A 24,464-nucleotide genomic window follows, 5' to 3' on the forward strand; every position below is an offset into this window, starting at 1 on the left:
AGTAGACCTTTGGTTGAGATAGCCGCTTGCGGACAAACTAAATGCTTAAATTAGACCATGATTAAGTTTTTTCGTAAAATTAGATACGACCTTATTGAAAAAAATAAAACTAGAAAGTATCTTAAATATGCCGTTGGAGAAATTGTCCTTGTGGTTATCGGGATTTTAATTGCTTTACAGATTAATAATTGGAACGAAAACCTGAAAAACAAAAAGGAAGAAATTTCTGTACTAAAGGAATTGTTAAGTGATTCCAAAACAAATCTTTTAAGTTTGGAAGAAGATGTCTTTTTAAACCAAAGAGCTATTAGTTCTAATATTTTGATTAATGATATTCTTATAAACGAAAGGCCTTATAATGATTCCTTGGACATACATTTTGGAAACATTCAATATAACACACAGTTTACCCTCAATACAGCTGGTTATGAAAATCTAAAGTCTCGTGGATTTGAAATAATATCAAACGATTCATTAAGAAAGTCCATTATTAATGTCTATGATAGGTGGTTTGATTTTATTGATGATTTAGGAGATATGAATAACACAGTAAGTTTAGAGCAATTTAATCCTAGTTATAAGTTTTATTTTAAAAATTTTGAACGTGATTTAGAAGCATTATATGCCTCATTTAAACCTCAGGATTATGAAAAACTGATTCAAAATAATGCATTTTTAAAATTGATTAGAGAACAGAAGTATAATAACGAGTATACCATTCAGGCTTTAGACATGGGTATAACTCAAATAAAAGAACTAATAGCTCAGTTGGAAACTGAATTAGAAAAATAACGAAAGCACAACATCGTGTATAGCTCATTGCGACTGAATTCCTAATCGGAATTCATTGCAATTTGCTATCTTTCGAATACGGCGAAAAATCATAGCTGATTTTCCGCAACGAGTCATACACAAACAAGTTGTGTTTAATTAAATGAAACTATACAAATATCATACTGTTAATAAAAATCTAGTTTGGAGTTTATCTAACTCTAAGAATTGGTATAGCAAGCTGCTATACTTAAATGACCCATACGAAGTATTTTTTGAAGACAATACTGGAACAGAAGTTTATAAAAATTTTAAAGAAAAGTTATGTGTTTGTAGCTTTTCTAAAAATAAAGAAGAAATATTAATGTGGTCTCACTATGCAGATGAACATAGAGGTGTATGTTTAGAATTTGACTGCATTGAAGACGATGACTTTAATGGTTCAATTCATCACATAAACTACGATAATAAAATATCATCGATACAAGAAGTTAAAGTCACCAAAACTGGACATTTGTCTATAAACCTAGATTCAAATGGTAAATGGTTGAATCAGAAATTAGAAACTTGGAAATACGAAGACGAAGCGAGAAAAATAATGATTGAGGAGAACTCCAATTTGAAAGGTGTAGCTAGAGATTTTCCAGGTAAATTAATCGCAATTTATTTTGGTATTAATGCAAGTCAGTTTGATATTGACCTAGTAAAAAAAATAACTAAAGATTATGAAGGGTTGAAATATTTTAGAGTCAAATTGGGAATAAATTCTGGAAAAATGTCAGTACAAGAAGAAATATAACTAAACACAACAATGGCTATAAGTAATTGCTTGTTCTCACCTACTTGTAAAATGCCTTCGTAATTTTCTCGCGTTCGTTATTGTTTACTAATTTAGTTCCTAGGCAGGCAATACACGAGCGAAGCAAACCTAACCCAAGCGTTGTATTACATTATATCAATAAAAATAGAGCTGAAGAATGATAAAAGGACTTTTTGAAACTCATTTATTCGTTGAAAATCTTGAACGTTCTACAGAATTTTATTCAACTGTTTTAAAACTTGAACAGTTTCTTTACGAAGAAGAAAGAAGAGCTGCCTTGTTTTGGATTGGAGATAAACCAAGACAATCATTTTTAGGGCTTTGGGAAAAACCAAAAGATGAAATTGACTTAAGGCATTTTGCTTTTGAGTGCGACTGGGAATGGATTTTAAATGAATCTGTTGACTTTCTAAAATCTCATAAAATCAGTTTTTGGAATTTTTTAGGTGACAATTCAGAAAAACCAATGGTTTTTGCAAATATTCCAGCTATCGCCATTTACTTTTCAGATCCTGACGGACATTATTTAGAATTTATCGGAAAACTACCCGGAAAGTATAGACCAGAAAAAGGGAGTATGGTAGTTTCCTATGAAGAGTGGCAAGAATTAGAGAAAAATTTAAAATAACGCGATACAACAATGGCTACAAGTAGTACTGTTATGCTTTAGCAAATAACAAGCTCAGAACAGGCCTCTGAATATTACTTGCATCAGATTTCCATCAAAAAAATAGTAACTTTAATTCTTTAAGTGATGGTGATTCCAGACCGTCAACAAAAACGAGGGCAATAGTGGTAATGACAAAATCTGTAATAACCTTTCTTTTTATAGTTTCAGTATTTATGGCTTTTGGGCAAAGCGTGGACCAACCATTTGCTCAAAAAAAAATGAAAAAAGACCTTGAGGTGTTTAAAGACATTAGGCTAAAAGCCAATTCTGGGCTTTATAAATACCGAACAAAAAAACAGATTGATAGTCTTTACATTTGGGCTGAGAATGAAATTGACAAGGCTTCCATCTATCGCGATTTTTACAACATTATTTGTAAATTGACCGATTTTGAAGGGAGCCTACATAACTCTACTAGTTTACCTTCAAAATTCCGGAAAAGTTTAAGAGAGGAATCTTACGGTTATTTCCCCTACCCAATCAAATGGATTGAGGGAAAATGGAGGATAAATTTTGATAAAGGTAATATTCCCTTAGGCGCTGAAATCATAAGCATCAATAATGAGAAGATTTACGACATCATTACAAACTTATATAAATATTATACGACGGATGGTGTAAACACCACAGGGAAACGCATAGGAATAGACATTAGTTTTAGTAAATATTATCGTTTTAATTATGGATTAAAGGACGAATTTATAATTGAATATAAGACAATACATTCGAATGAAATCAAAAAAACCTCACTCAGCAGTGTCGCCTACAAAGACTTTTACAAAAATGTAAACAAGAGATATTCAAAACCCTTTGATTATGTCAACCATAAAGATTGGAAGGAAAATGAAACCTATACCTATGAAATGGCGAATAAACATACTGGGATTTTAACCGTAAATGATTTTGGATTAGGAAATGAAGAAAACCCCAAACACTTAAAATATGTCTCCTTTTTAGACAGTGTGTTTACAAGCCTAAAACATCATAATATTAAAAATTTAATTGTGGATGTTCGTTATAATGGTGGTGGAGATGACCCAAATGATTTGGTAACATATTCGTATCTAACGCAAAGGAATTTTCAGGAAAACAAAAGGGCATGGATTAGTTTTGAGAAAATCCCACTATTGAGATACATTGATTTCTGGTTGCCAAAATTTTTAAGACCTCTTTTCGTGGGTTCCTACAACAAAGACTTTAAAGAGGAATTTCCCTTGGAGAAAAATGGAAAATTTTGTCAAGATGAAAATAGTGCAGACCATTTTGTGAGAATACCCAATAAAAATGCTTTTACTGGTAATATTTATCTACTTATAAGTCCTAGAGTGGCTTCTGCTGGTAGTTTATTTGCTGCTATGGTCAATGGCAATAAGAATACTACGAGCATTGGAGAAGAGACAATGGGTGGCTATTATGGGCATAATGGACATACACCATTAGCTTACAAATTACCCAAATCTAAAATCGTAGTTTATTTTTCCGTTGTAAATTTAGAACAAGATGTTCCTAAAAAATCAAATCAATATTACAATAGAGGAATTATCCCAGACATTGAGGTATCACAATCTTTGGCGGATTTTCTAATCCATGAAGACACACAATTAAATTATGTGCTCAAACTTATAGAAAATAAAGATAAATGAGATATTTAATAAAACAAGCTACACTTTTACCTTTACTTTTTTTTATTCCTGTCTTTGTAGCTGGATTTTTAGTGCCTGATTACGATTTAATTAAACAACACGGTAGCGAAATTACTGTGACCTCATTTGAAACTGCAAAGCTCATTATTAATACGGGAGCTATTCTAACTGGATTATCGTGTATTATTCTTGCTTTTGGAATCATCGTGAATTTTAAAAAATACTACGTTTTAAGTGGCTTAATAGCCGTTTTTGGAGTCTCAATGGTTTCTAACGGAATTTACCCAATGGGTACGCTTATGCATGGGTTTTATGGCATTGGACTAACTCTAATGATAATTCCATTTATTGCATGCTATGAGTTAAAGAATGAGGACGTCAAAAAGGTGTTCTTTAAAATTTCGCTCATATCAGGTTTCATTATTTTTATCTACTTATGGTCCATGCTCGTAGGACTAGACCCAGCTAATTATAGAGGGTTAACCCAGCGCCTGGCAAGTTTATTTATATTTGGATGGTTAGCATACCTCGCTTTTCAGTTTTATAAACTGTTACCTGTAAAAGACTAACTGTAATTATTAGATAACACTAAATCTATTTTTGATATCCATAACTATAACAAGGAATCAATTTCTCTTCCTTCTCTCTGTTGCCGTTGTGTTTATTTAATTTGTATTTGTTAAATTAGATGAAATCATGCAATACTATCCTGGCCCTGTATTAGTATTTGCTTAAAACAATAAAATGACCCATTACGAGAAGAAACTTCATAGGATGCGTAGGGATGTTTATTCAAACGAAGGGCAAATTAATACCGCAATTGGTATTAGAAACTATATCGAAAATAATTATGAAATCAATTTAAATTTAGATTTACTGTCCTGTGTTCAATGTGTTTCTAAATATCATATGTTGCGCCTGTTCAAAAAGTATTATGGCCAGACACCAAGACAATATTTAATGGATAAACGTATTGAGAAATCTAAAGATCATCTTATAAACGGGTTATCGGTAACTGCGACCTGTTTCGCTGTTGGATTTGAAAGCCTTGGCTCATTTAGTTCGTTATTTAAAACTAAAACAGGGAAATCACCAAGTGTATTTCAAAAAGAGCAACTTTCGAGAAGGAAAATAAAGTAAAGGTTCTGAACTTTGAAAAATCATTTAACTAATTAATCATGAAAGTAACACTAATTAGCATTCCGGTAAGAGACCAAGAAAAAGCTTTAAGATTCTACACAGAGAAATTAGGATTTATAAAAAAGAAGGATTTACCACTTGGAGGAGGTAACAGATGGCTAACCTTAGTTTCCCCAGAATGGCAAGATGGTCCAGAATTAGTATTGGAGCCCGCCCCTAATCATTTTGAACCCTCCAAGGTATATCAAGATGCATTAATGGAAGCAGGATACCCATATACTCAATTTGATTCTGAAAACGTTGAAGCAGACTACAAGAGATTGAAAGAATTAGGTGTGGAATTTAGTATGAAACCCACTGAAATGGGTACAGTTAAAGTTGCTGTTTTTAATGATACCTGTGGAAACAATATTCAAATAGTAGAAACCTTATAAGCTTAATAATTACTATAAAAAAGCTAGTCAATAGAACGATAAATAGCTAGTTTAGCCTTATGCTTAAGCTGATTTAAAACTTTTTATTATAGTATGCCAAGTGATAACCTTTAATCAAATGACTAACCTACTATCTCAAAGCCTACATTAAAGAATGGTAATTCTGCTCAACATATTAGAAGAAGAAATTAGTGATGAAAAAAAAACCAAATAAAGACCAAAAAACCTATCCAGAAGGCCATTTTGTCGGTATGTGGATGGGAATAGGAATGGCTATTTTCTCAGGAATGGGCATTCCCATTAGTATAGCAACAGGAAACAACACCTTTATAGCTATTGGCCCTGCCATTGGTGTAGCTTTTGGCATAGCGGTAGGGCAAAGTGTTGAAAATACCTATAAAAAAGCAGGTAGAATAAGACCGCTGACCGTTAAAGAAAAGCGCACTAGAAAAATTTTACTTATAGGTGGAATAGTAGCGCTCCTACTTGGTGTTTTAGCATTTACCTTAATTTATTTTAATAGATTTTAAAATACAATGTAACATTTTATGATTTCTGCATCTAAAGGAAAATTAAACTACAGAAATCATGAAACAATTTATCTTATGCATTGCGCTAATTACCATTGCGGCTTCAATTCAGGCACAAAACAACCAAAGAGTTATTGAGGTAAAAGTCTCTGGTCAAGGGGAACCATTGCTATTTATTCCAGGATTTACTGTGCCAGGAGACATCTGGGAACCCTTTGTGAAACAACTGGAACAAGATTTTGAGTGCCATGTGATTACACTTGCTGGCTTTGGTGGAAAAACACCAATTGATTTTCCTTGGCTTCCACAAGTTAATTCAGCACTTCAAAACTATATCATCGCTAATAACCTAAGCAACGTCACCATTATTGGTCACAGTTTAGGAGGGACAATTGCCACATGGTTGGCTAGCAGAGATTCCCTAAATCTCAGACAAATAATTTTAGTAGACGCGCTACCTGCATCAGGTGCATTAATGATACCTAATTTTAACCCAGATAATTTAGTCTATGAAAGTCCTTTTAACTCGCAGCAATTAAATATGACGGACGAAGAATTTGCGCAAATGGCAGCTGGCATGTCAAGAGGTATGAGTCTAAACACATCTTCACAAGAGCAAATAAAAAAATGGATGGTAAATGCCGACCGTAAAACCTATGTCTATGGCTATACAGATTATCTTAAATTAGACCTCAGAAAAGACTTAAAAAGCATTAATATTCCCGTAACCATAATTGCAGCTGATACACCTTACGGAAAAGATATGGTGACCAAGACCTACCAAAGTCAGTACGCCAATTTAAAAACATACGATTTTATTTTAGCAGAAAACGCTGCACATTTTATTATGTTAGACTAACCAGAATGGTTTATGGAACAAATAGAATCGCAATTATTGCCTAAAGAATGACCATAGAGAAAGATTTTACTTATATCTATAACACACATGCTCCAAAAGTCCATAGACTTTGCTTGGGTTATGCCTCTGGCAACAACGAGCGCGCCAAAGAATGGCTTCAAGAAACTTTTATCAAAGTTTGGAATCATAGGGCCTCTTTTAAAGGAGACGCTTCTGTTGAAACTTGGATCTATAGAATTGCGGTGAATACCTGTCTTAGTGATTTACGCAAAAGCAAAAAACATATTCCCGTAAATGAAGGATTGCTTTCTAATCACCTCGATGATGACAACAATAATAACGAAGCTCAAATAAACCAAATGTATCGTTGCATAAATCAGCTTACGACACAAAATAAAGCCTTAATTCTACTAGAGTTAGAGGAGATTCCTCAAGCTACAATTGCTGAAACCACGGGCTTAGCACATGGAACATTACGAACACGCCTAAGCCGCATTAGAAAGGCATTATTAAAATGTATTACAAATGGAAAATGATACTCTAAAAAACATATGGTCTATACAAGGCAAAGACTTTACGCCTTCCTCTGCTAAAGACATTATCAACAAAGCAAAAAAACAAAGACAAGGGCAGTATATTGGAATAGGAGTTATGGGTATTACAGTGCTCATTTTAGTAGCGTATTCCATTTACTTTGCCACCACCTTTTGGAACAACTTTACATTAGGATTAGTCCTAATGATATCAAGTTTACTTTTTAGAATTGTCCTAGAAGTGATTACCGTTTATAAAAAAGAAAATCGGCTCATAGAAATGGATAGTAAATCCTATCATTCCTATTTAAAAAGGCATTATAGGTTACGGTTAATTATCAACTATTACATCACACCGCTTTGTTTTATAATTTACGCTTATGGATTTTACTTGCTCCTTCCCTTTTTTAAACGAGAGTTTTCAAATGGCTTCTATAACTACCTTTTGGTTTCAGGAATTCTATCAATCCTCGTGGTTTTAGGAATTGTAATCAACAGCGTAGTTAAAGAACGACGATTCTTCAAAGAATTAAGCAATCACTAACCCTAGTAAAAACTAAAATCTCGTAATGAAAACAGATTCCTTACCTCAACTGAAACAAGACCTTCAATTTAAAGCAAAAAATGGTATTGATTTTATTTTTGCTGCTGCAATCCTATGGTTGCTTATTTCATACACATGGACGCTTGATTTTTCATCTTACAATAGAAGCATCCTCACTTTTATGGTTGGTGCCATTCTGTTGCCTCTGGCCTTTGGCCTTTCTAAAGTATTTAAGACTAAGTGGAAACTTAAAGATAATCCGCTTCAACCCCTTGGGTTATGGCTAAATTTTGCACAACTCATCTACTTCCCGTTTTTAATTTTCATCCTCATTAAATATCCCGATTATTTTATAATGACCTATGCTATTATTACAGGAGCACACTTATTCCCATATGCTTGGCTTTACGATGAAATAGGGTATGCTGTTTTTGCTGTACTTATTGCAGCTGGATCACTTTTAATTGCACTTAATTGTACTATTGAAGATATGTGGTATATTCCACTTTATACATCTGTTTTACTTCTAATCTTAGGATTATGGATTTACAGGAATTGGTTGAAACTAGCTATGAAATAGAGTTAATTTGATTAAAAAAACTATCTTATAAGACTATTTGCTGCATTAAGCAGTAAGCCTTTGAACTCAGTAAATAAAAAAGAAATCATTTCAAAAGTCCAAAATAAAAGTGGTGTTAAATGGAAGGTTATTTCCATGCTCAGTATTGTTTGTGCTCTGTTACCATCTGTGATTTTTAGTTTATGGATTTATACCTTTAACCAAGAATCTAATCCTATTCATCGTAAAGTGGTGTTTAGAAATTATTTTCCTGATGCACTACATGGCAGATGGGATATCACCTATTTGGCAATAGTATGCTGTATTTTGGCCATAATTCTAAGTGGTTGGATAAAAGAATACTGTCCAAAAGTTTGGAGAAGGATACATATCTTTATTATTCTAATTAGCAGTATCCTGTTACTTCTTTTTGGGATTACCTTGTTGTAAGCATTAAATACATATTAGTTTTTGCGTTAATTGGTAATAGAAAAATTTTCATCTTCTGTAAAATTCTTACCTTCATCAATAATGAGTAATTAATCCTAAATCAATTCTTATGATTTCAAAATATGTGTCACTTCTTTCAATACTCTTTTGTGGCTTATCCGTCTGTGCTCAAACCTATATCTCTAATGTGACGGTTGTAGATGTAGAAAAACAAAAATTAATACCCAATCAAACTGTGGTCATAACGGATGACCTAATTTCAGTAATTGATAAGGCTAAACGTGTTAGAATCCCTGAAGGTTCGACACTAATTGACGGCTCAGGTAAATATCTCATGCCAGGTATGGTGGATGCGCACATTCACTTTTTCCAAAATGGAGGATTGTACACAAGACCAGATGTTGTAGACTTACGAAAATATAAATCTTATGAGGAGGAATTGGCCCTTGCTAAATCCGATATGGAACATAAACTTCGACGCTATCTTAAAAATGGTATTACTACCGTAATTGATGTTGGTGCTAATTACCATTTTTTAAAGCAGCGAAATGATTTTACAGATAAAGATTTTGCGCCTTCAATATTTATTACCGGACCACTTCTTACCACCTATGAACCTTCAGTCTATGAAAATCTTGGTGATGACGAACCTTTTACCCTAACCAAATCCATTGAAGATGGTGTTGAAGGTGTAAAGGCCCAACTCCCTTTTAACACGGACTTTATAAAAATCTGGTATATCGCAGGTGCAGACGGTTTAAGTATAGAAGAAAGTGCTAAAAAGAACTTACCAATAGTAAAGGCCATTATAGAAGAAGCTCATAAGCACAACTTAAAAGTTGCCGTGCATGCCACCCAACGTATAACCGCCCAGCTCGCAGTTGAAAATGGCGCGGACTTTTTGGTGCATAGCGTAGATGATGAAGTGGTTAAACAAGATTTTGTAGATCTTCTAAAGGCGAAAAATACAATTCTTTGCCCTACTCTAGTGGTCCATGCTGGTTATATGAAAACATTTGGGCAAAATCATAGCTTTAGCCGTCATGAATTTCGCCAGGCAGACCCTTATCAATTAGGGTCGCTATTAGATCTAAAGCATTTAGAAGATACCGCATTGGTTAATGGTCTAAAAAGTTATGCCAATTCACCTCAAGGAGCTGCATCCTTAAAAAAAGCAGATTCCATTAGTATGGTTAACCTCAAGCTCTTATCCGATGCAGGAGTAATCATAGCAACAGGTACTGATGCTGGTAATATTGGGACTTTACACGTATCCTCCTATATAGCCGAACTTAAAGCCATGCAAAATAGCGGAATGAGCAACTGGGAAATTCTAAAAGCTTCTACAATTAATGGAGCAAAGATCTTTGATAAAGCAACTGATTTTGGGACGGTTAATGTTGGGAAAAAAGCAAATCTAGTATTACTAGATGCTAACCCAATCGACGATATTAGCAACGTTTCTAAAATTCATAGCGTTATAAATAAGGGGACAGTATTTAATCCAGAAACACTCATAAAAGATTCTCCTTCGGATTTAGCACAACGGCAATTAAATGCCTATAACTTTAGAGATATAGAAGCCTTTTTGGAACCTTACCATGACGATGTAGAAGTCTATTCATTTCCAAACCAATTATTGTACAAAGGGAAGGCGACGATGAGAGAGCAGTACACTGGGATGTTTAATAACACACCTAACCTCCATTGCGAACTCAAAGAGCGCATTGTTCAGGGCCAAACCGTTATAGATAAAGAACGTGTGCAATTTGGCGATAGAATTCTTGAGGCTGTGGCCATATACACTATTGAAGACAACAAGATTAAACGTGTGTATTTTATTCAGTAATTAAAATTTATGCAGCAAGGATTTATTTTACTAATTGCTTGTTTTTTATGTAGCTTCGTTGGGAGCACCCAAGACTTTAGAATAACTAACGGTGTTGCTTTTGTTAATGATACAGCTTATGTGAAAATTGAAAAAAAGAACAAGAAGAACTATAGCATCTATAATATAGAATCTGGTGAAAAGTTACTTATTATCAACCTTTTTAAGGTTTATAATAGTTTTTCAAAAAGTAAACATAAACTTCCTCGGGTATTTTTTGTTAGGCTTAAAGAAAACATGGTATTTGAAGTAGACATTCAAAATAAATTAGATTTAATCTCTTTTCTCTATAATTATAAACTGATTTCGATTGACGGTAATGTTAACGAAAAAATGCTTGTTAGGCATTTAAATTATAACGAAAAATATGCAATACTTAAATCCTCAAAAAAATCTAATAATTGATGAACAGTTCCCACAACAGCCAGATTTAATCCTCATAAATTCTTAGATTTATTATCTTTAAATCACAACAACGAGTTATTTATGCAACGAAAATGTCCAGAATGTGGAGATAAAATTATTGGCAGAGCCGATAAGAAATTCTGCAGTGATTCTTGCAGAAATGCACATAACAATAGGCTTAATCAAGACCATTCTAAGTTACTACGAAATACTAATAACCGTTTGCGTAAAAACTATAGAATATTACAAAGGCTCAATCCTAAAAAAACAACCAAGTGTCCCAAAGCCAAATTAATAGAAAGAGGCTTCGATTTTAATCTTTTTACCAGTATCTACACTACTAAAGCTGGGGCAACCTATTATTTTGTCTATGATCAAGGCTATTTACCTTTAGAAGGTGATTTTTATGCCTTAGTAAAAAAAGATGGTTAATTACTACTATTGGTCTTACTATTCCAGTTGACACCTTTAAGTTGCAAGGCGGCTTTAAGGATATCCTTTTGACTTATTTGACCAACTAATTTCCCGTTTTCGACGATTGGGAACCGTCGTCTCTTAGAGTTTAAGAATTTATTAGCCGCATCGAATACATCCATGTTACCATCTATGGTCTCTACATCACGCGCCATTCGTTTCTCAACATTATCGTGTTCTAAAGGCATATTGTAATACCGACTTTCACTTAGTTGTTTTAAGCAATCCCCTTCAGAAATAATTCCAACAAGTTCATTGCTCCCATTTACAACAGGACCACCTGAAATCTTATACTTAATTAATGACTCCACTACTTCTTGTACAGACTGATCTGGCTTAAAGGTAATAAGCTTGGTAGTCATATAATCCTTAACCTTTAATGCTGTGGGCGCCGCAGTATTTTGCTGCTTGCGTGACCCTTGAAAACTTTTTATGCCCATATTGGATTAATTTAGTGTGTCCTTGAAAGTTACTTAAAATTAATGATTTAACAAAACACCCTTGGTGCTGGACATAATACGTAACTTTGCCAAAATTGAAATCTATTTGAAACCGAAAATCTCTATATTAGGTTGTGGGTGGCTGGGTTTAGATTTGGCCAAGTTGCTCGTAAACTCAGGATATGACGTTAAAGGCTCGACAACAACTAAAGCCAAACTCAAACAATTACAAGAGAATGCCATAAGGCCATTTCATATAGAACTGACTGAAGATGGCATTACAGGAAACTTTACTGCTTTTCTTTCAGAATGCGATATTTTGATTCTTGCTATTCCACCAGGATTAAGGAAAAACCCAAATAAAAGTCATGTTAAGGAGATGCAACATGTGGTCAAAGCCTTGCAAAGGTCTACAGTAAAAAAGTTAGTATATGTGAGCTCAACCTCTGTATTTAAAGATGATTTTCACTTTCCGATAATTTCAGAAAAAACTGCTCCTAACAGCACTAACAACTCAGCACAACAACTTATTGAGATTGAACAATTATTATCTTCAATCCCTCAAATAAAAACTACCATTATACGATTTTCTGGTTTGGTGGGCGAAGACAGGCACCCTGGTTACTACCTTCGAGGCCGCAAAAATATTTCAAATCCAGAAGCACCAATCAACTTAATTCATAAAACGGATTGTATTGCCATCATATCACAAATCATAAACCAAAATATTTGGGATGAAGCTTTCAATGCTTCATATCCTAACCATCCTGAAAGAAAAACGTACTATACCGAATTTTGTAATACACGTCAATTACCTGTTCCTAGTTTCTCCATGTCACAAAAAAGCAAAGGAAAAATAATTGACAGTTCATATTTGGTACAAACTTTGAGCTATAGCTTTAACAAAGCACCATAATTATTAATGGATTTTTAAGTCCTTTTATATTTAATTTTTATAGTTTTAGCCCCTTGAAAATAATAGCTTAAACACGGATAGCGCAAGCCTATCCATTTTAATAAATTCAAACTAAAATGAAACAGATTTTAACTGTACTAGTAGTAGTTTCACTATCGTTTAGCGTATTTGCTCAATCTACGGCAGAATTAAAGCAACACTACGAAACGTATTACCTAGAAATGAAAAAACAAGGTGATGTTCAAGGCGTAATCAACGCAATAACACACCTAAATATCCTAGAACCGTCAGTGGCTAGAAGGGATACCTTAGCGTATCTATATCTCTCAGAAGGTAGATATATTCAGGCCATCAACACTATCGGTGTAGATAAAAACCCAACAGATTCAGATATGAATGTTGAAGTAAAGGCCTTAGCTCTAAAAAATCTCAATCAACCTAAAATGGCCTTAGAACATTTTGAGATTCTTAACCAACGTAAGCCCAATGTCTTTTTAGCTTACGAGATAGCCGACATGAAAATTCAGACAGGAGACCTTGCTGGGGCAAGAACGAATTTAGATTATGCTATGGCGAATGTAAAAGATGATATGAAACGCGCATTTTACGAGACACAGCAACCCTATGAAACATCCATGAAAGCTGCATTAATGTATTTAAATGGACTGCTAACATTCGCGGAAGACAAAACAGCAAATATAGATGCTGCTCTAAAACTTATGAATGATGCCTTGGCTATTGACCCAAACTTTAATATGGCTAAAATGTCTAGACAAGCTTTAGAGGCTCAAAAAGGGCAACAGGCAACTGCGCCTACAAAGCAATAAACTGCATATATAATAAAACAAAAAGCAGCTAATAGCTGCTTTTTTTATTCTCTTAATTCTAAGATTTATTCAGGTTGAATACTGTCGAATAAATCCCGTTCTAATTTTTTGTTAATCTGAAAATTTAGATTTGCAAAAGCCACAAACAACTGTTTAATACTTTTTAATTGATCTTGAATTTTTATATTGTCTAAGATTAAATCGTCATTTAATTTTAGCAGTGCCGTAACCACTACACCAACACGCGATGATATTGGGTTTGTGTTAAGTACCTCAGGCATACTTTCTTGCAACTCCTGCACAAAAGTCATTATTATCTCACGTTCTCCGTTGAATAGAGATAAATCACCTTGCTTTAAATAACTTATCTGTGTCGCTAACTGCTGATACTTTTGCCAATCAGCGACGGCATTCTCTCCCTCGGTACTTAAGGCATAATCCGTATAACTTAATTGCTCTATTTTTTTAGGTGTTAACCCTGAAGGTTCTTTGGTTTCAGCAGACGCCTCTAGGTTTTCTTTTTGTGCACCATTTCCACAAGCCTGTCCTAGTAAAAGCAGTATAATCACTATTAGTTTTATGGATCTCATTTTATATAAAATAGGCCTAAAGATACTGAAACTAATATATTCTTATAATATTGTTTTGGCCGCGAATAATATTAGCAAATTATCAACAAAAGACCTTTATTTCTGATAATTTTAATACCTGCCTTGATGCTTTCTGTTTATTTTTGAGAACTCTTTAATCCTTTTCAACATGCCTAAAATTTTAATCCTAGGAGCTTGCGGCCAAATAGGTACAGAATTAACCACCAAACTACGGTCTATCCATGGTAAGAATAATGTTATAGCCAGCGATATTAACACACGTAATCTAGAACTTGTACATTCTGGACCCTTTGAAATTATAGATGCCAAAAATTTTAATGCTGTTAGGGACTGTTGTATAGATTATAAAATTGATACGGTTTACCTTATGGCAGCCTTGTTAAGTGCTACGGGCGAAAAGTACCCTATGGAAGCATGGGATTTAAATATGAATTCGCTTTTTCATGTACTTAACTTGGCAAAGGATGGTACAATTAAACGCATATTTTGGCCTTCAAGTATCGCAGTATTTGGACCTACCACACCTAAGGTTAATACACCACAGCATACTATTTGCGAACCAACAACCGTATACGGCATCACTAAACAGGTTGGTGAACGTTGGTGCGAGTATTATCACAATAAACTAGGAGTTGATGTAAGAAGTTTGAGATATCCTGGCATTATAAGCCATAAAGCTATGCCTGGAGGCGGTACTACAGATTATGCTGTTGAAATTTATCACGAAGCTATTAAAACAGGTCATTACAACTGTTTCTTATCTGAGCATACAGAACTTCCAATGATTTTTATGGAAGATGCCATTAAGGCTACCATAGATTTGATGGAAGCTGACGCAAAAGCGCTCTCTATACGTTCTTCCTATAACTTAGCATCAATAAGTTTTACTCCAGAAGATTTAGCTAACAGTATTAAAACGCACTTACCAGATTTTACTATTGAATATAATCCAGACTTTAGACAGGCTATTGCGGATTCTTGGCCATCATCCATAGATGATAGTGTTGCACAAGAGGACTGGAATTGGAGTGCTCAATATAGTTTAGAGGCCATGACTGCCGAAATGTTGCAGCAATTAAAGCTGAGGTATAAGTAAATAAGGCATTTTATTGTGGCCTTACCAGGACTCGAACCTGGATCTAAAGTTTAGGAAACTCTTATTCTATCCCTTGAACTATAAGGCCTGTTTTTAATAGGGTGGCTATATACTAAAAACAAAAAGCCACTACTAAAGTGGCTTTGTTTGCTCCTCAGGTTGGGCTCGAACCAACGACCCTCTGATTAACAGTCAGATGCTCTAACCAACTGAGCTACTGAGGAAGTTGTTACGCTTAAAAAGTTTTATTTAAGCGGTTGCAAATATACCTCTTTTTTATTTTTATCAAAATATAAATTTAAAAATAATAATCGGCTCCTCAACAATCTATAGTGGTTAAATCCTACTCTTTTATAACCAGTTTTTTTACAATCTTTACTGCTGATTGTTTGTCGACTATTTCCATAACATAAATTCCTTGATTCATGTTTGGCAGTTCTATCTTAGCTTCTATAGTTGGTTCGTTGATTTTATAATTAAAAACAAGGGCTCCGGTTATATTGTATACATTAATGTCGCCTGAAAACAAAGTTCCAAAACTAATAGTCGTAACCTGATCTCTCAATGGATTTGGATAAAGCGCGGCCTCTAAAGTTGAATTTTCATTAACACTTAAAACGGAGAGTAATGCAGAATAGGCATTTAAACGTCCAGCACCATAATAATCGTCAAACCCTACGGTATCTTCAATAGGGTTACCTGTTAAATCATCTGCGGTATTCCTTAAAATATCTCGAATTTGCATAGGTGTGAGTTGAGGGTCTTGCGCTAACAATAAAGAAGCCACACCAGCTACATGAGGAGCAGCTTGCGACGTACCCGCCCAATATGATGTGTAATTTGTATCGGACGTATGCGATATGTTAACCGTATAGTTTCCTGGGGCTACTACATCTATATGTGGACCAAAATTACTACCACTTGCGGCACTCCACGGAAAAGGTGATGACCTTTGCCCATCTGGATCTATGGATCCAACTGCAATTACCTCTGGAAAGGCTACTGGATAATACGGTGTATTATTATCAAAATTCATCATAGACGCCACGAAAACAACACCATTAGCATATCCATTTTGAATAACGGCATTTAGGGTAGCAGAATTAAAACTACTTCCCCAAGACATGTTAATAATCTTAGCCCCTTGGTCAATGGCATACTGCACAGCGTTAATAGCCCATGCGCCATCTAAATATGCATTATCAGAATTTAACATCTTAACATTCATTATTTTACAATTCCAATTAACCCCTGCAAAACCAACACCGTTATTGGGATTGGCTGCAATTACCCCTGCAATGTTACTTCCATGGCCAACATCATCCGAAAGGTTATTGTTATTGTAGGCAAAATTCCACCCATCAACGTCATCGATATAACCATTGTTGTCATTGTCTATCCCATCTAAAATTTCATTTTCATTAGTCCATAAGCGTCCGGCTAATTCTGGGTGATCTAGTTTTACACCCGAATCAATAACAGCGATAATGGTTTCGTCACCTTGCTCTATTTGCCATGCTTCGTCCATTTGAATATCAACACCCTCTTGTGGGTTACCTAGCGGAAAAGACCCGTCATTATGCATTCCCCATTGAAAGCCAAAGGCACTGTCATTAGGTAGTGTAGAGAGTAATTCAAAACTTTGACCTGCAGCAGAACCTTTAAAGTTGGGCTCTACATAAACAAATAAGCCTGTATCACTGTAGTCCCTCACCACATCTTCAATGGTCTGGGAATTGGCGAAATACATAGCATAGGTGTCCTGATTTTTCCTAATGCCTGTTAGAATGATGTCGGTTAATCCATACTGCGAATTCAAATCTGATAAATCGCCCTGTTGAAGTTTTTCAAAAGGTGATAACTGCTTATTATTATTGGTAGGTTTTAGCTGTACGAGAATAGAGTTGTCCAGCACATCTGAGGATTGAGCGCCTAAAACTATAGTAAATAGTAAAAACGCGGTAAAAAAGGTAAAATTCTTCATGACATATAAATTTAATTAAACGATTAGTTATTATACATCGTTTAAGTTCACTATTGTCATCAAGTTAAGAAAACTAATTACTTAATTAGTTATGGCTTTAAAGATATCATTGCCGTTTGCAAACAAAACCAAGCCTATTAAAATAAAGAATCCTATGACTTGGGCGCGCTCTAAGAACTGTTCACTTGGTTTCTTTCCTGAAATCATTTCAAACAATAAAAAGGTGACATGCCCGCCATCTAAAGCGGGAATTGGGAGAAGATTTAAAATTGCCAACATTATTGACAAAAATGCTGTTAAACCCCAAAAATACTGCCAACTCCACACTGGAGAAAACTGATCATAAATAGCTTTAAACCCACCAAGTCCTTTGTAAGCGCCTGTACTTGGATTAAAAATGGCTTTCAATTGGCTTCCATAATTACTTATGGTCTTAGTGAATTTGTACCAACCAGCTCCAAAACTTTCTCCAAACGTATATTCTTTTCTAAAAATGTCGTAGTAGCCTAATTCCTCAAATCGTTTTGGATTGTTATACGGTCTAATGCCAAATTTCCCATTGGCATCTAAACTTAATGTCATTACCGTCGTTGTATTGTCTTCTCTCAAAAGCTCAACGGCCACCTCTTGGTTTTCAAGTCCCTTGGTTAGTTCGTCTAACTGGTCAAAATACTTAAGCTCTTTTCCATTAATTTTGGTAATGATGTCTCCTTGCTTAAGAGCTTTGTTTACATTAACGGAGCTATCAGATACTATTCCTACCATAAACGGAATACGATACTCAAAGTTCTGTTTTACCCTACTATCAGAGTAGCGTCCTAAAAAATCTTCTGGCAATTCAATAACCTTCTTTTCTCCTGCTCTCTCAATAGTAATTTGTTGAGCACTGATAAGATTAAAACCTATATCTGAATCATTAATGATGGGCGCATCATTAATTTTTAAAATTTTGTCTCCAGTTTTAAATCCTAATTCTTCTAATAATGGGTTTTCAATAGAATATCCCCCTTTTAAACTTTCAACCTTAACATCTGAATCACCATAGGTAAAAGACATCGCCACATAAATAAAATACGCCAAAATAAAATTCACCGTAACACCCCCAAGCATAATTATAAGGCGCTGCCAAGCTGGCTTAGAACGAAACTCCCATGGCTTTGGTGGCTGGGCCATTTGCTCTTTATCCATACTCTCATCTATCATGCCAGCTATTTTTACATAGCCACCTAGTGGTAACCAACCTATGCCGTAAACTGTTTCACCTATTTTCTTCTTAAATAGAGAAAACTTAACATCAAAGAAGAGGTAGAACTTCTCAACCTTAGTTTTAAATAACTTTGCTGGGATGAAGTGGCCGAGCTCGTGTAAAACTATTAATAGCGACAAGCTGAGTAAAAATTGAGATATCTTTATTACAAATTCCATGGAGTTCGTCAAATTTCGATTGACAAAAGTAAGGTTTTCAGGTTAGTTTGAAAATAATTCTAATTGCAATCCCTATTATTTTAACGGCATTTTAAACATATGAATAATTACATTTTACAAATGTGTTAAATCTATTCTTAAAATGAGGCGTGCATCGTAAATTTGCAACTGCAAATTAAAGAGCTTTTATGTCGTTGATTTCATTTTTTAAAGGGTACAAAAAATTTGGGGTTTTCTTCTCTATTTTGTGTGTAGTCATCATTGCCATTATTTACAATATTTTAAATGTAGATAAACCTTTGCCTATTTATCAACCTGCTATGGTAAGCGAAGAATTGGTAGATAGCACTATTCAGCATCAATTAAAATACCATACCATTTCAGATTTTAAATTGATTAATCAAAACGGTGAAATTGTAACCCAAGACACCTACAAGGATAAAATATACATCGCGGATTTCTTTTTTACAACATGCCAAACCATCTGTCCGATAATGACAGATCATATGTATCAAATTCAAAAAGAAATCATTAATGATGATGACGTGATGTTGCTTTCACACTCTGTAACCCCGAAAATAGATAGTGTTGCGCAATTGAAACGCTATGCCAAAAAAAAAGGAGTGATTGATAGAAAATGGAATTTAGTCACGGGCGATAAAAAACAAATTTACGAGTTAGCAAGAAAAAGTTATCTGGCTGTAAAAACGGATGGTAATGGTGATCAGTATGACATGATTCATACTGAAAATTTTATGCTTATAGATAAGAAAAGGCAAATTAGAGGTTTTTATGACGGTACCAATCCTGAGGATATTGAAAGACTTTTGGAGGACCTAGCCGTGCTTAAAAACGAATCTTAAAATCTTCAAAAATTGGTGTAACCACCTGATTTATTTATCTTATTTTTGCTTCTTTAAATTTATTCTAAATAAACATAGGTTGACAGTAGCAGAGTTAAAACGCGGTCAAAAAGCAATTATCAAGGACGTTTCTTCGATACATATTCCTTTAAAATTATTGGAAATGGGTTGCTTACCAGGAAATGCCGTAGAGCTTCTTCAAGTAGCTCCTTTTGCTGACCCTATGTATCTCAACGTAAATGGGTCTCACCTCGCAATAAGACGTGAAACTGCAAATTACATAATAATAGAGTCCACTAATGAGTAAGCAAATAAATGTTGCTTTAATTGGAAACCCAAATACCGGTAAAACCTCAGTATTTAACGCATTAACGGGTCTTAACCAAAAAGTTGGAAACTATCCTGGTATTACCGTTGAAAAGAAGGAAGGTGTCTGCAAATTAACCCGCAATCTCAAGGCGCACATTATAGATTTGCCCGGCACTTACAGTCTCAATGCTTCGTCATTAGACGAAAATGTGGTTATTGAACTCTTACTTAACAAAAACGATAAAGATTTTCCGGATGTTGCTGTTGTTGTCAGTGAAGTGGAGAACCTGAAAAGAAATCTACTCCTATTCACTCAAATTAAAGACCTAGAAATCCCTGCAATTCTAGTTATTAATATGTCTGATAGGATGGCCTACAAAGGGATTTCTCTAGATATTGACTATTTAGAGGAGCAACTACAAACTAAAATTGCCTTACTAAGTACACGAAAGAATAAAGGTATTGATAATCTAAAGCAGATTATAACTAATTATAAGGCCTTAAATACAACACCTTGCCTTGATGCATCGGTTATTGATAAGGACTATTTCAATTCTCTAAAGAAAACATTTCCTAATCAGTTACTTTATAAACTTTGGTTGGTGATAACCCAGGATGTTAATTTTGGGAAGGTCAGCAAAAACGATTATGACGCCATTGCAGATTTTAAAACAAAATCGGCAACGGAGCTGAAAAGACTTCAGCAAAAGGAAACCATTAAGCGCTACCAATTTATTAATGATACCCTAAAGAAAGGGCAATCTATAGATACTAAAAACGCTAAGGATATTAGAATAAAATTAGACCGTATCTTAACGCACAAAGTATGGGGCTATCTTATTTTTGGAGTTATATTATTAACCATTTTTCAAGCTATTTATGACTGGTCTAGTGTGCCTATGGATTTCATCGATAGCACTTTTGCCTCACTCAGTGAGTGGACCAAAACAGTTTTACCAGAAGGATTGTTTACCAGTTTATTAGCTGAAGGCATTATCCCTGGATTAGGAGGAATAGTCATATTTATTCCTCAAATAGCCTTTTTGTTTTTATTTATTTCAGTGCTGGAAGAAAGTGGTTATATGAGTCGCGTGGTGTTTCTTATGGATCGTATAATGAGACGTTTTGGGCTAAGTGGCAAAAGTGTTGTCCCGCTTATTTCTGGAACAGCATGTGCAATACCAGCCATAATGGCCACTAGGAATATTGAAAGTTGGAAAGAGCGCTTAATAACTATTTTGGTAACACCTTTTACGACATGCTCGGCAAGGCTTCCTGTTTACCTTATCATAATAGCACTTGTGATTCCGGAAGGTCGGTTTTTAGGACTAAGCTATCAGGCACTTACCTTAATGCTCTTATATCTTCTCGGGTTTGCTACTGCTGTGGGCTCTGCTTATCTTCTAAATAAAGTGTTGAAAATAAAAAGTAAATCTTTCTTTGTTATAGAAATGCCTAACTACAAAGTCCCTCTTCTTAAAAATGTGGCTTTAACAGTCGTTGAAAAAACCAAAGCATTTGTGTTCGGTGCCGGTAAAATCATTTTAGCGATTTCTATAGTTTTATGGTTTTTAGCTTCCTTTGGTCCCGGTGACAATTTTAATAATGCAGAAGCAATTGTCAGCGAAGCTTGGTCTAACGAACAAATTACAGAAGAAGAACTAGAACAAAAGATTGCCTCTCATAAACTAGAACATTCCTTTATTGGTTTAACGGGACGAGCTATAGAGCCTGCTATTAGACCTCTTGGTTATGATTGGAAAATTGGGATTGCTATTGTTAGCTCTTTCGCTGCAAGAGAGGTCTTTGTGGGGACCCTTGCTACCATCTATAGTGTAGGCAGTGACGAGGAGGAAACCATAAAAAACAGAATGGCAGGAGAGGTTAACCCTATTCTTGGTGGGCCTTTGTTTAACCTTGCCTCAGGGATTTCATTATTACTCTTTTATGCTTTTGCGATGCAATGTATGAGCACCTTAGCTATTGTAAAACGAGAGACCAATAGCTGGAAATGGCCCATACTACAGTTAGTTATTATGAGTGCTTTTGCGTACCTTGTAGCATTAGCCGCATATCAAATTCTTAAATAAATGAATGTAGTTATACAACATATACTTGCTTTTTCTGCTTTGGCTATTGCTTTATTGTTTTTGGTAAAAACGTTTATTTGGTGGCCAAAGAAAAAAGTATCCCACAGCTGCTCAAGCCATGGCGATTGTGGTTGTCATTAAGAAATTATTATTATTTTTGTTTCGGTTTAATCACCACCTCTAATATGTAATCTTTCTGGTCTATAGGTTCCGAATCGATTGGATAAGGGCTTAAGGAAAATGCATAAAGTTTATAGTTGTCTGTTTCCGCTATTAGATTATTTCTTTCAGACACAAAACCACTCGCGTCTATACGAATGGTAATGGTTTCAGAAATTCTAGGTTTTTTATTAAGAATCAACTCAATATCTGCCTCGCCCGCCCTTACACACATTACAGTCTTAGGGCACCTAGAGTCTTGTATAACCCTAGAGAAGCTAATAGTCATATTCTCAAAAAACATAGATCCGTTTATGGGTAAATCTTTGGATAAACTCAAGGAATCTTTAATAATCCTATTTTGTTGGGCTATTAAAAGTACTGTTTGGAACAGAATAAAATAAATACATATGATTTGTCTCATATTTTGCAGTTTAGACCAAATTTATGCAGTATTAACTGGTATATAAATTTAAAATGAGTCAACCATAATTTTCGTTGAGTGACCTATTTCTTGCAGGACGTCATTAGAAATTTATCCCAATCCCACATCTAAGGTCATCATTACAATAAAGCCACCTATAAACCCTAGTGTGGCTATATCTGTGTATTTATCGCGTTGTGTTTCGGGAATAACCTCTTCTACAACCACAAATATCATAGCGCCTGCAGCAAAAGCTAAGGCATAAGGTAAAATAGGTTGGAAAAAAGTAACTGCTAGGGCTCCTATAACTGCGGCAATAGGCTCAACAATGGCAGACATTTGTCCGTACCAAAAGCTTTTTAACTTACTCACACCATGTCTACGTAAAGGCATAGAAACCGCAAGTCCTTCAGGAAAATTCTGAATTCCTATACCTAAAGCTAGTGCAACAGCTCCACCGATGGTAGCTTCAGGAATACCTGCAGCAACACCTCCAAACAAAACACCTACTGCCAAACCTTCTGGGATATTATGAAGGGTAATGGCCAATACCAAAAGTGTTGTTCTTCGCCAAGGTGTCTTTACACCTTCCTTTTCTTCCTCTTTAAAATTGATGTGCAGATGAGGTAAGACCTTATCTAATGCATAGATAAATAAAGCTCCCAGCGCAAAGCCAACTACCGCAGGGATTACTTTTACAAAGCCTTCACCCTCGCTCATCTCTATGCCAGGTGCAAGAAGACTCCAAAAGCTTGCCGCTACCATTACACCACCTGTAAATCCAAGCATCCCATCGAGTAACGCCCTATTCATTCCTTTTAATAAAAAGACTAAAGAGGCTCCGGCAGCTGTTAAAATCCACGTAAATAGCGATGCCAAAAAGGCTCCCATTACTGGATCAATTGACTCAAAATATTGAATAACACTTTCCATATTACTACAGTTGCTTTACGTAAATATTTGAGGTAATGGCCTTTGACATTACCATGGTTTTTTCTTGGATTTGAATGGTTAAGGATTGGTCAAATTCTTCCCTGTCCAAAACTAATATTTCTGTTCCAATTCCTATATTGTGTTTGTCTAGATATTTTAAAAATTCCGAAGAAGAGTCCAATACACCAACACATTTATATCTTTTATTCAATGTAGTTTGGGATAAAACTATTTTGTTAGTGCGTTGTATTTGACCATCCTTATCAGGTATTGGATCACCATGAGGATCGTGTGTTGGAAAACCTAAAAAAGCCTCTAGTTCGTTTACAAGCTTAGATGATTTAATATGCTCTAATTGTTCTGCCACATCATGAACCTCATCCCATGAGAAATTAAGATTATCCACTAAAAAAACCTCCCAAAGCCTATGTTTTCTTATGATGTCTACGGCCGCTAATCGCCCTTTTTCTGTAAGACTAACACCTTTATATTTTATATATGAAATTAGTTTTTTGTCGGCTAATTTTTTAAGCATATCAGTAACAGAGGAGGCCTTTGCCTCAATCTTTTGTGCAATAGCATTGGTGCTTATACCAGAGTCTTGTTTTTGGCTTAAGTGATAAATGGCCTTTAGATAATTTTCTTCAGTTAGTGTGGTGGTCATATT

At 34.9% G+C, this 24,464-nt stretch carries 29 protein-coding genes and 2 tRNA genes; 22 read left to right on the forward strand and 9 right to left on the reverse strand.

Annotated elements, in window-relative coordinates; translation table 11 throughout:
• Positions 1-57: 57 nt before the first annotated feature.
• The 16 genes from J4050_RS00005 to J4050_RS00080 all read left to right on the forward strand — a co-directional run bounded on the left by J4050_RS00005 (position 58) and on the right by J4050_RS00080 (position 11,678).
• A complete protein-coding gene (locus J4050_RS00005) occupies positions 58-792 on the forward strand; it encodes a DUF6090 family protein (RefSeq protein WP_208151890.1) in 735 nt (244 codons plus the stop codon).
• Between the two features lie 142 nt (positions 793-934).
• Entirely contained in the window at positions 935-1,570 is a 636-nt protein-coding gene (locus tag J4050_RS00010) for a DUF2971 domain-containing protein (RefSeq protein WP_208151891.1), read from the forward strand.
• A gap of 178 nt (positions 1,571-1,748) precedes the next feature.
• Positions 1,749-2,219, forward strand: coding sequence for a VOC family protein (locus J4050_RS00015; protein ID WP_208151892.1), 471 nt, complete (start codon positions 1,749-1,751; stop codon positions 2,217-2,219).
• Between the two features lie 260 nt (positions 2,220-2,479).
• Positions 2,480-3,904, forward strand: a complete 1,425-nt coding sequence (locus tag J4050_RS00020) for a S41 family peptidase (RefSeq protein ID WP_243878501.1) — start codon at positions 2,480-2,482, stop codon at positions 3,902-3,904.
• On the forward strand, positions 3,901-4,473 hold the full coding sequence (locus tag J4050_RS00025) for a DUF998 domain-containing protein (protein ID WP_208151894.1): 573 nt from the start codon (positions 3,901-3,903) through the stop codon (positions 4,471-4,473). Before J4050_RS00020 ends, J4050_RS00025 begins: the two co-directional genes overlap by 4 nt.
• Positions 4,474-4,648: 175 nt before the next feature.
• Positions 4,649-5,044, forward strand: coding sequence for a helix-turn-helix domain-containing protein (locus J4050_RS00030; protein ID WP_208151895.1), 396 nt, complete (start codon positions 4,649-4,651; stop codon positions 5,042-5,044).
• Between the two features lie 38 nt (positions 5,045-5,082).
• Positions 5,083-5,478, forward strand: a complete 396-nt coding sequence (locus tag J4050_RS00035; RefSeq protein WP_208151896.1) for a VOC family protein — start codon at positions 5,083-5,085, stop codon at positions 5,476-5,478.
• Positions 5,479-5,672: 194 nt separating this feature from the next.
• Positions 5,673-6,008: a hypothetical protein gene (locus J4050_RS00040; protein ID WP_208151897.1), complete on the forward strand. Its 336-nt coding sequence runs from the start codon at positions 5,673-5,675 to the stop codon at positions 6,006-6,008.
• A 58-nt stretch (positions 6,009-6,066) separates the two neighbouring features.
• Positions 6,067-6,867, forward strand: coding sequence for an alpha/beta fold hydrolase (locus tag J4050_RS00045; RefSeq protein WP_208151898.1), 801 nt, complete (start codon positions 6,067-6,069; stop codon positions 6,865-6,867).
• A gap of 47 nt (positions 6,868-6,914) precedes the next feature.
• Entirely contained in the window at positions 6,915-7,403 is a 489-nt protein-coding gene (locus tag J4050_RS00050) for an RNA polymerase sigma factor (protein WP_208151899.1), read from the forward strand.
• On the forward strand, positions 7,393-7,944 hold the full coding sequence (locus J4050_RS00055; protein WP_208151900.1) for a hypothetical protein: 552 nt from the start codon (positions 7,393-7,395) through the stop codon (positions 7,942-7,944). The genes J4050_RS00050 and J4050_RS00055 overlap by 11 nt, the downstream gene beginning before the upstream one ends.
• A 25-nt stretch (positions 7,945-7,969) precedes the next feature.
• Positions 7,970-8,524: a DUF7010 family protein gene (locus tag J4050_RS00060; protein WP_208151901.1), complete on the forward strand. Its 555-nt coding sequence runs from the start codon at positions 7,970-7,972 to the stop codon at positions 8,522-8,524.
• 60 nt (positions 8,525-8,584) lie between these two features.
• A complete protein-coding gene (locus J4050_RS00065) occupies positions 8,585-8,953 on the forward strand; it encodes a hypothetical protein (RefSeq protein WP_208151902.1) in 369 nt (122 codons plus the stop codon).
• A gap of 109 nt (positions 8,954-9,062) precedes the next feature.
• Positions 9,063-10,802: an amidohydrolase family protein gene (locus J4050_RS00070; RefSeq protein ID WP_208151903.1), complete on the forward strand. Its 1,740-nt coding sequence runs from the start codon at positions 9,063-9,065 to the stop codon at positions 10,800-10,802.
• 9 nt (positions 10,803-10,811) lie between these two features.
• Positions 10,812-11,246: a hypothetical protein gene (locus tag J4050_RS00075; protein WP_208151904.1), complete on the forward strand. Its 435-nt coding sequence runs from the start codon at positions 10,812-10,814 to the stop codon at positions 11,244-11,246.
• An 81-nt stretch (positions 11,247-11,327) separates the two neighbouring features.
• Positions 11,328-11,678, forward strand: a complete 351-nt coding sequence (locus tag J4050_RS00080) for a DNA gyrase inhibitor YacG (protein WP_208151905.1) — start codon at positions 11,328-11,330, stop codon at positions 11,676-11,678.
• Here J4050_RS00080 and J4050_RS00085 read toward each other — a convergent pair.
• Positions 11,675-12,160 (reverse strand): CBS domain-containing protein, encoded by a 486-nt coding sequence (locus tag J4050_RS00085; protein ID WP_208151906.1) that lies wholly within the window; start codon positions 12,158-12,160, stop codon positions 11,675-11,677. The genes J4050_RS00080 and J4050_RS00085 overlap by 4 nt on opposite strands.
• A 106-nt stretch (positions 12,161-12,266) precedes the next feature.
• Here J4050_RS00085 and J4050_RS00090 point away from each other — a divergent pair, with 106 nt between their 5' ends.
• Both J4050_RS00090 and J4050_RS00095 read left to right on the forward strand, forming a co-directional pair.
• Complete coding sequence (locus J4050_RS00090) at positions 12,267-13,076, forward strand: NAD(P)H-binding protein (protein WP_208151907.1); 810 nt, start codon at positions 12,267-12,269, stop codon at positions 13,074-13,076.
• Positions 13,077-13,192: 116 nt separating this feature from the next.
• Positions 13,193-13,903, forward strand: a complete 711-nt coding sequence (locus tag J4050_RS00095; protein ID WP_208151908.1) for a tetratricopeptide repeat protein — start codon at positions 13,193-13,195, stop codon at positions 13,901-13,903.
• A gap of 65 nt (positions 13,904-13,968) precedes the next feature.
• On the opposite strand, the gene J4050_RS00100 is transcribed toward J4050_RS00095, so the two are convergent.
• Positions 13,969-14,493 carry a hypothetical protein gene (locus tag J4050_RS00100; protein WP_208151909.1) on the reverse strand — a complete coding sequence of 175 codons (525 nt, stop codon included), beginning with the start codon at positions 14,491-14,493 and terminating at the stop codon, positions 13,969-13,971.
• A 169-nt stretch (positions 14,494-14,662) separates the two neighbouring features.
• Here J4050_RS00100 and J4050_RS00105 point away from each other — a divergent pair, with 169 nt between their 5' ends.
• The gene (locus J4050_RS00105; RefSeq protein ID WP_208151910.1) at positions 14,663-15,610 is read left to right on the forward strand and encodes an NAD-dependent epimerase/dehydratase family protein; all 948 of its coding nucleotides are present in this window, start codon (positions 14,663-14,665) and stop codon (positions 15,608-15,610) included.
• A gap of 16 nt (positions 15,611-15,626) precedes the next feature.
• Here J4050_RS00105 and J4050_RS00110 read toward each other — a convergent pair.
• The 4 genes from J4050_RS00110 to rseP form a co-directional block, all read right to left on the reverse strand.
• Positions 15,627-15,698, reverse strand: a tRNA-Arg gene (locus tag J4050_RS00110).
• A gap of 62 nt (positions 15,699-15,760) precedes the next feature.
• Positions 15,761-15,834 (reverse strand) — tRNA-Asn (locus J4050_RS00115).
• 119 nt (positions 15,835-15,953) lie between these two features.
• On the reverse strand, positions 15,954-17,594 hold the full coding sequence (locus tag J4050_RS00120) for a S8 family serine peptidase (RefSeq protein ID WP_208151911.1): 1,641 nt from the start codon (positions 17,592-17,594) through the stop codon (positions 15,954-15,956).
• 81 nt (positions 17,595-17,675) lie between these two features.
• Positions 17,676-19,019 carry an RIP metalloprotease RseP gene (gene rseP / locus J4050_RS00125; protein WP_208151912.1) on the reverse strand — a complete coding sequence of 448 codons (1,344 nt, stop codon included), beginning with the start codon at positions 19,017-19,019 and terminating at the stop codon, positions 17,676-17,678.
• A 194-nt stretch (positions 19,020-19,213) separates the two neighbouring features.
• On the opposite strand from rseP, the gene J4050_RS00130 reads away from it, so the two are divergent.
• The 3 genes from J4050_RS00130 to feoB all read left to right on the forward strand — a co-directional run bounded on the left by J4050_RS00130 (position 19,214) and on the right by feoB (position 22,281).
• On the forward strand, positions 19,214-19,882 hold the full coding sequence (locus J4050_RS00130; protein WP_208152331.1) for an SCO family protein: 669 nt from the start codon (positions 19,214-19,216) through the stop codon (positions 19,880-19,882).
• 79 nt (positions 19,883-19,961) lie between these two features.
• Positions 19,962-20,189 (forward strand): FeoA family protein, encoded by a 228-nt coding sequence (locus J4050_RS00135; RefSeq protein WP_208151913.1) that lies wholly within the window; start codon positions 19,962-19,964, stop codon positions 20,187-20,189.
• Complete coding sequence (gene feoB / locus J4050_RS00140) at positions 20,182-22,281, forward strand: ferrous iron transport protein B (RefSeq protein ID WP_208151914.1); 2,100 nt, start codon at positions 20,182-20,184, stop codon at positions 22,279-22,281. The genes J4050_RS00135 and feoB overlap by 8 nt, the downstream gene beginning before the upstream one ends.
• 151 nt (positions 22,282-22,432) lie before the next feature.
• On the opposite strand, the gene J4050_RS00145 is transcribed toward feoB, so the two are convergent.
• From J4050_RS00145 to J4050_RS00155, 3 genes are all read right to left on the reverse strand, one after another.
• Entirely contained in the window at positions 22,433-22,864 is a 432-nt protein-coding gene (locus J4050_RS00145; protein WP_208151915.1) for a hypothetical protein, read from the reverse strand.
• Between the two features lie 111 nt (positions 22,865-22,975).
• Positions 22,976-23,797 carry a ZIP family metal transporter gene (locus J4050_RS00150; protein WP_208151916.1) on the reverse strand — a complete coding sequence of 274 codons (822 nt, stop codon included), beginning with the start codon at positions 23,795-23,797 and terminating at the stop codon, positions 22,976-22,978.
• Between the two features lie 4 nt (positions 23,798-23,801).
• Positions 23,802-24,461 (reverse strand): metal-dependent transcriptional regulator, encoded by a 660-nt coding sequence (locus J4050_RS00155; protein WP_208151917.1) that lies wholly within the window; start codon positions 24,459-24,461, stop codon positions 23,802-23,804.
• Positions 24,462-24,464: the final 3 nt, after the last annotated feature.

The sequence above is a fragment of the Winogradskyella pelagia genome (assembly GCF_017581965.1).
In the GTDB taxonomy this organism is placed as follows: domain Bacteria; phylum Bacteroidota; class Bacteroidia; order Flavobacteriales; family Flavobacteriaceae; genus Winogradskyella; species Winogradskyella pelagia.

Coding starts and splice junctions, on each gene's coding strand:
- J4050_RS00005 (WP_208151890.1), top strand. CDS start 58: ATGATTAAGTTTTTTCGTAAAATTAGATACGACCTTATTGAAAAAAAT.
- J4050_RS00010 (WP_208151891.1), top strand. CDS start 935: ATGAAACTATACAAATATCATACTGTTAATAAAAATCTAGTTTGGAGT.
- J4050_RS00015 (WP_208151892.1), top strand. CDS start 1,749: ATGATAAAAGGACTTTTTGAAACTCATTTATTCGTTGAAAATCTTGAA.
- J4050_RS00020 (WP_243878501.1), top strand. CDS start 2,480: ATGAAAAAAGACCTTGAGGTGTTTAAAGACATTAGGCTAAAAGCCAAT.
- J4050_RS00025 (WP_208151894.1), top strand. CDS start 3,901: ATGAGATATTTAATAAAACAAGCTACACTTTTACCTTTACTTTTTTTT.
- J4050_RS00030 (WP_208151895.1), top strand. CDS start 4,649: ATGACCCATTACGAGAAGAAACTTCATAGGATGCGTAGGGATGTTTAT.
- J4050_RS00035 (WP_208151896.1), top strand. CDS start 5,083: ATGAAAGTAACACTAATTAGCATTCCGGTAAGAGACCAAGAAAAAGCT.
- J4050_RS00040 (WP_208151897.1), top strand. CDS start 5,673: ATGAAAAAAAAACCAAATAAAGACCAAAAAACCTATCCAGAAGGCCAT.
- J4050_RS00045 (WP_208151898.1), top strand. CDS start 6,067: ATGAAACAATTTATCTTATGCATTGCGCTAATTACCATTGCGGCTTCA.
- J4050_RS00050 (WP_208151899.1), top strand. CDS start 6,915: ATGACCATAGAGAAAGATTTTACTTATATCTATAACACACATGCTCCA.
- J4050_RS00055 (WP_208151900.1), top strand. CDS start 7,393: ATGGAAAATGATACTCTAAAAAACATATGGTCTATACAAGGCAAAGAC.
- J4050_RS00060 (WP_208151901.1), top strand. CDS start 7,970: ATGAAAACAGATTCCTTACCTCAACTGAAACAAGACCTTCAATTTAAA.
- J4050_RS00070 (WP_208151903.1), top strand. CDS start 9,063: ATGATTTCAAAATATGTGTCACTTCTTTCAATACTCTTTTGTGGCTTA.
- J4050_RS00075 (WP_208151904.1), top strand. CDS start 10,812: ATGCAGCAAGGATTTATTTTACTAATTGCTTGTTTTTTATGTAGCTTC.
- J4050_RS00080 (WP_208151905.1), top strand. CDS start 11,328: ATGCAACGAAAATGTCCAGAATGTGGAGATAAAATTATTGGCAGAGCC.
- J4050_RS00085 (WP_208151906.1), bottom strand. CDS start 12,160: ATGGGCATAAAAAGTTTTCAAGGGTCACGCAAGCAGCAAAATACTGCG.
- J4050_RS00095 (WP_208151908.1), top strand. CDS start 13,193: ATGAAACAGATTTTAACTGTACTAGTAGTAGTTTCACTATCGTTTAGC.
- J4050_RS00100 (WP_208151909.1), bottom strand. CDS start 14,493: ATGAGATCCATAAAACTAATAGTGATTATACTGCTTTTACTAGGACAG.
- J4050_RS00105 (WP_208151910.1), top strand. CDS start 14,663: ATGCCTAAAATTTTAATCCTAGGAGCTTGCGGCCAAATAGGTACAGAA.
- J4050_RS00120 (WP_208151911.1), bottom strand. CDS start 17,594: ATGAAGAATTTTACCTTTTTTACCGCGTTTTTACTATTTACTATAGTT.
- rseP (WP_208151912.1), bottom strand. CDS start 19,019: ATGGAATTTGTAATAAAGATATCTCAATTTTTACTCAGCTTGTCGCTA.
- feoB (WP_208151914.1), top strand. CDS start 20,182: ATGAGTAAGCAAATAAATGTTGCTTTAATTGGAAACCCAAATACCGGT.
- J4050_RS00145 (WP_208151915.1), bottom strand. CDS start 22,864: ATGAGACAAATCATATGTATTTATTTTATTCTGTTCCAAACAGTACTT.
- J4050_RS00150 (WP_208151916.1), bottom strand. CDS start 23,797: ATGGAAAGTGTTATTCAATATTTTGAGTCAATTGATCCAGTAATGGGA.
- J4050_RS00155 (WP_208151917.1), bottom strand. CDS start 24,461: ATGACCACCACACTAACTGAAGAAAATTATCTAAAGGCCATTTATCAC.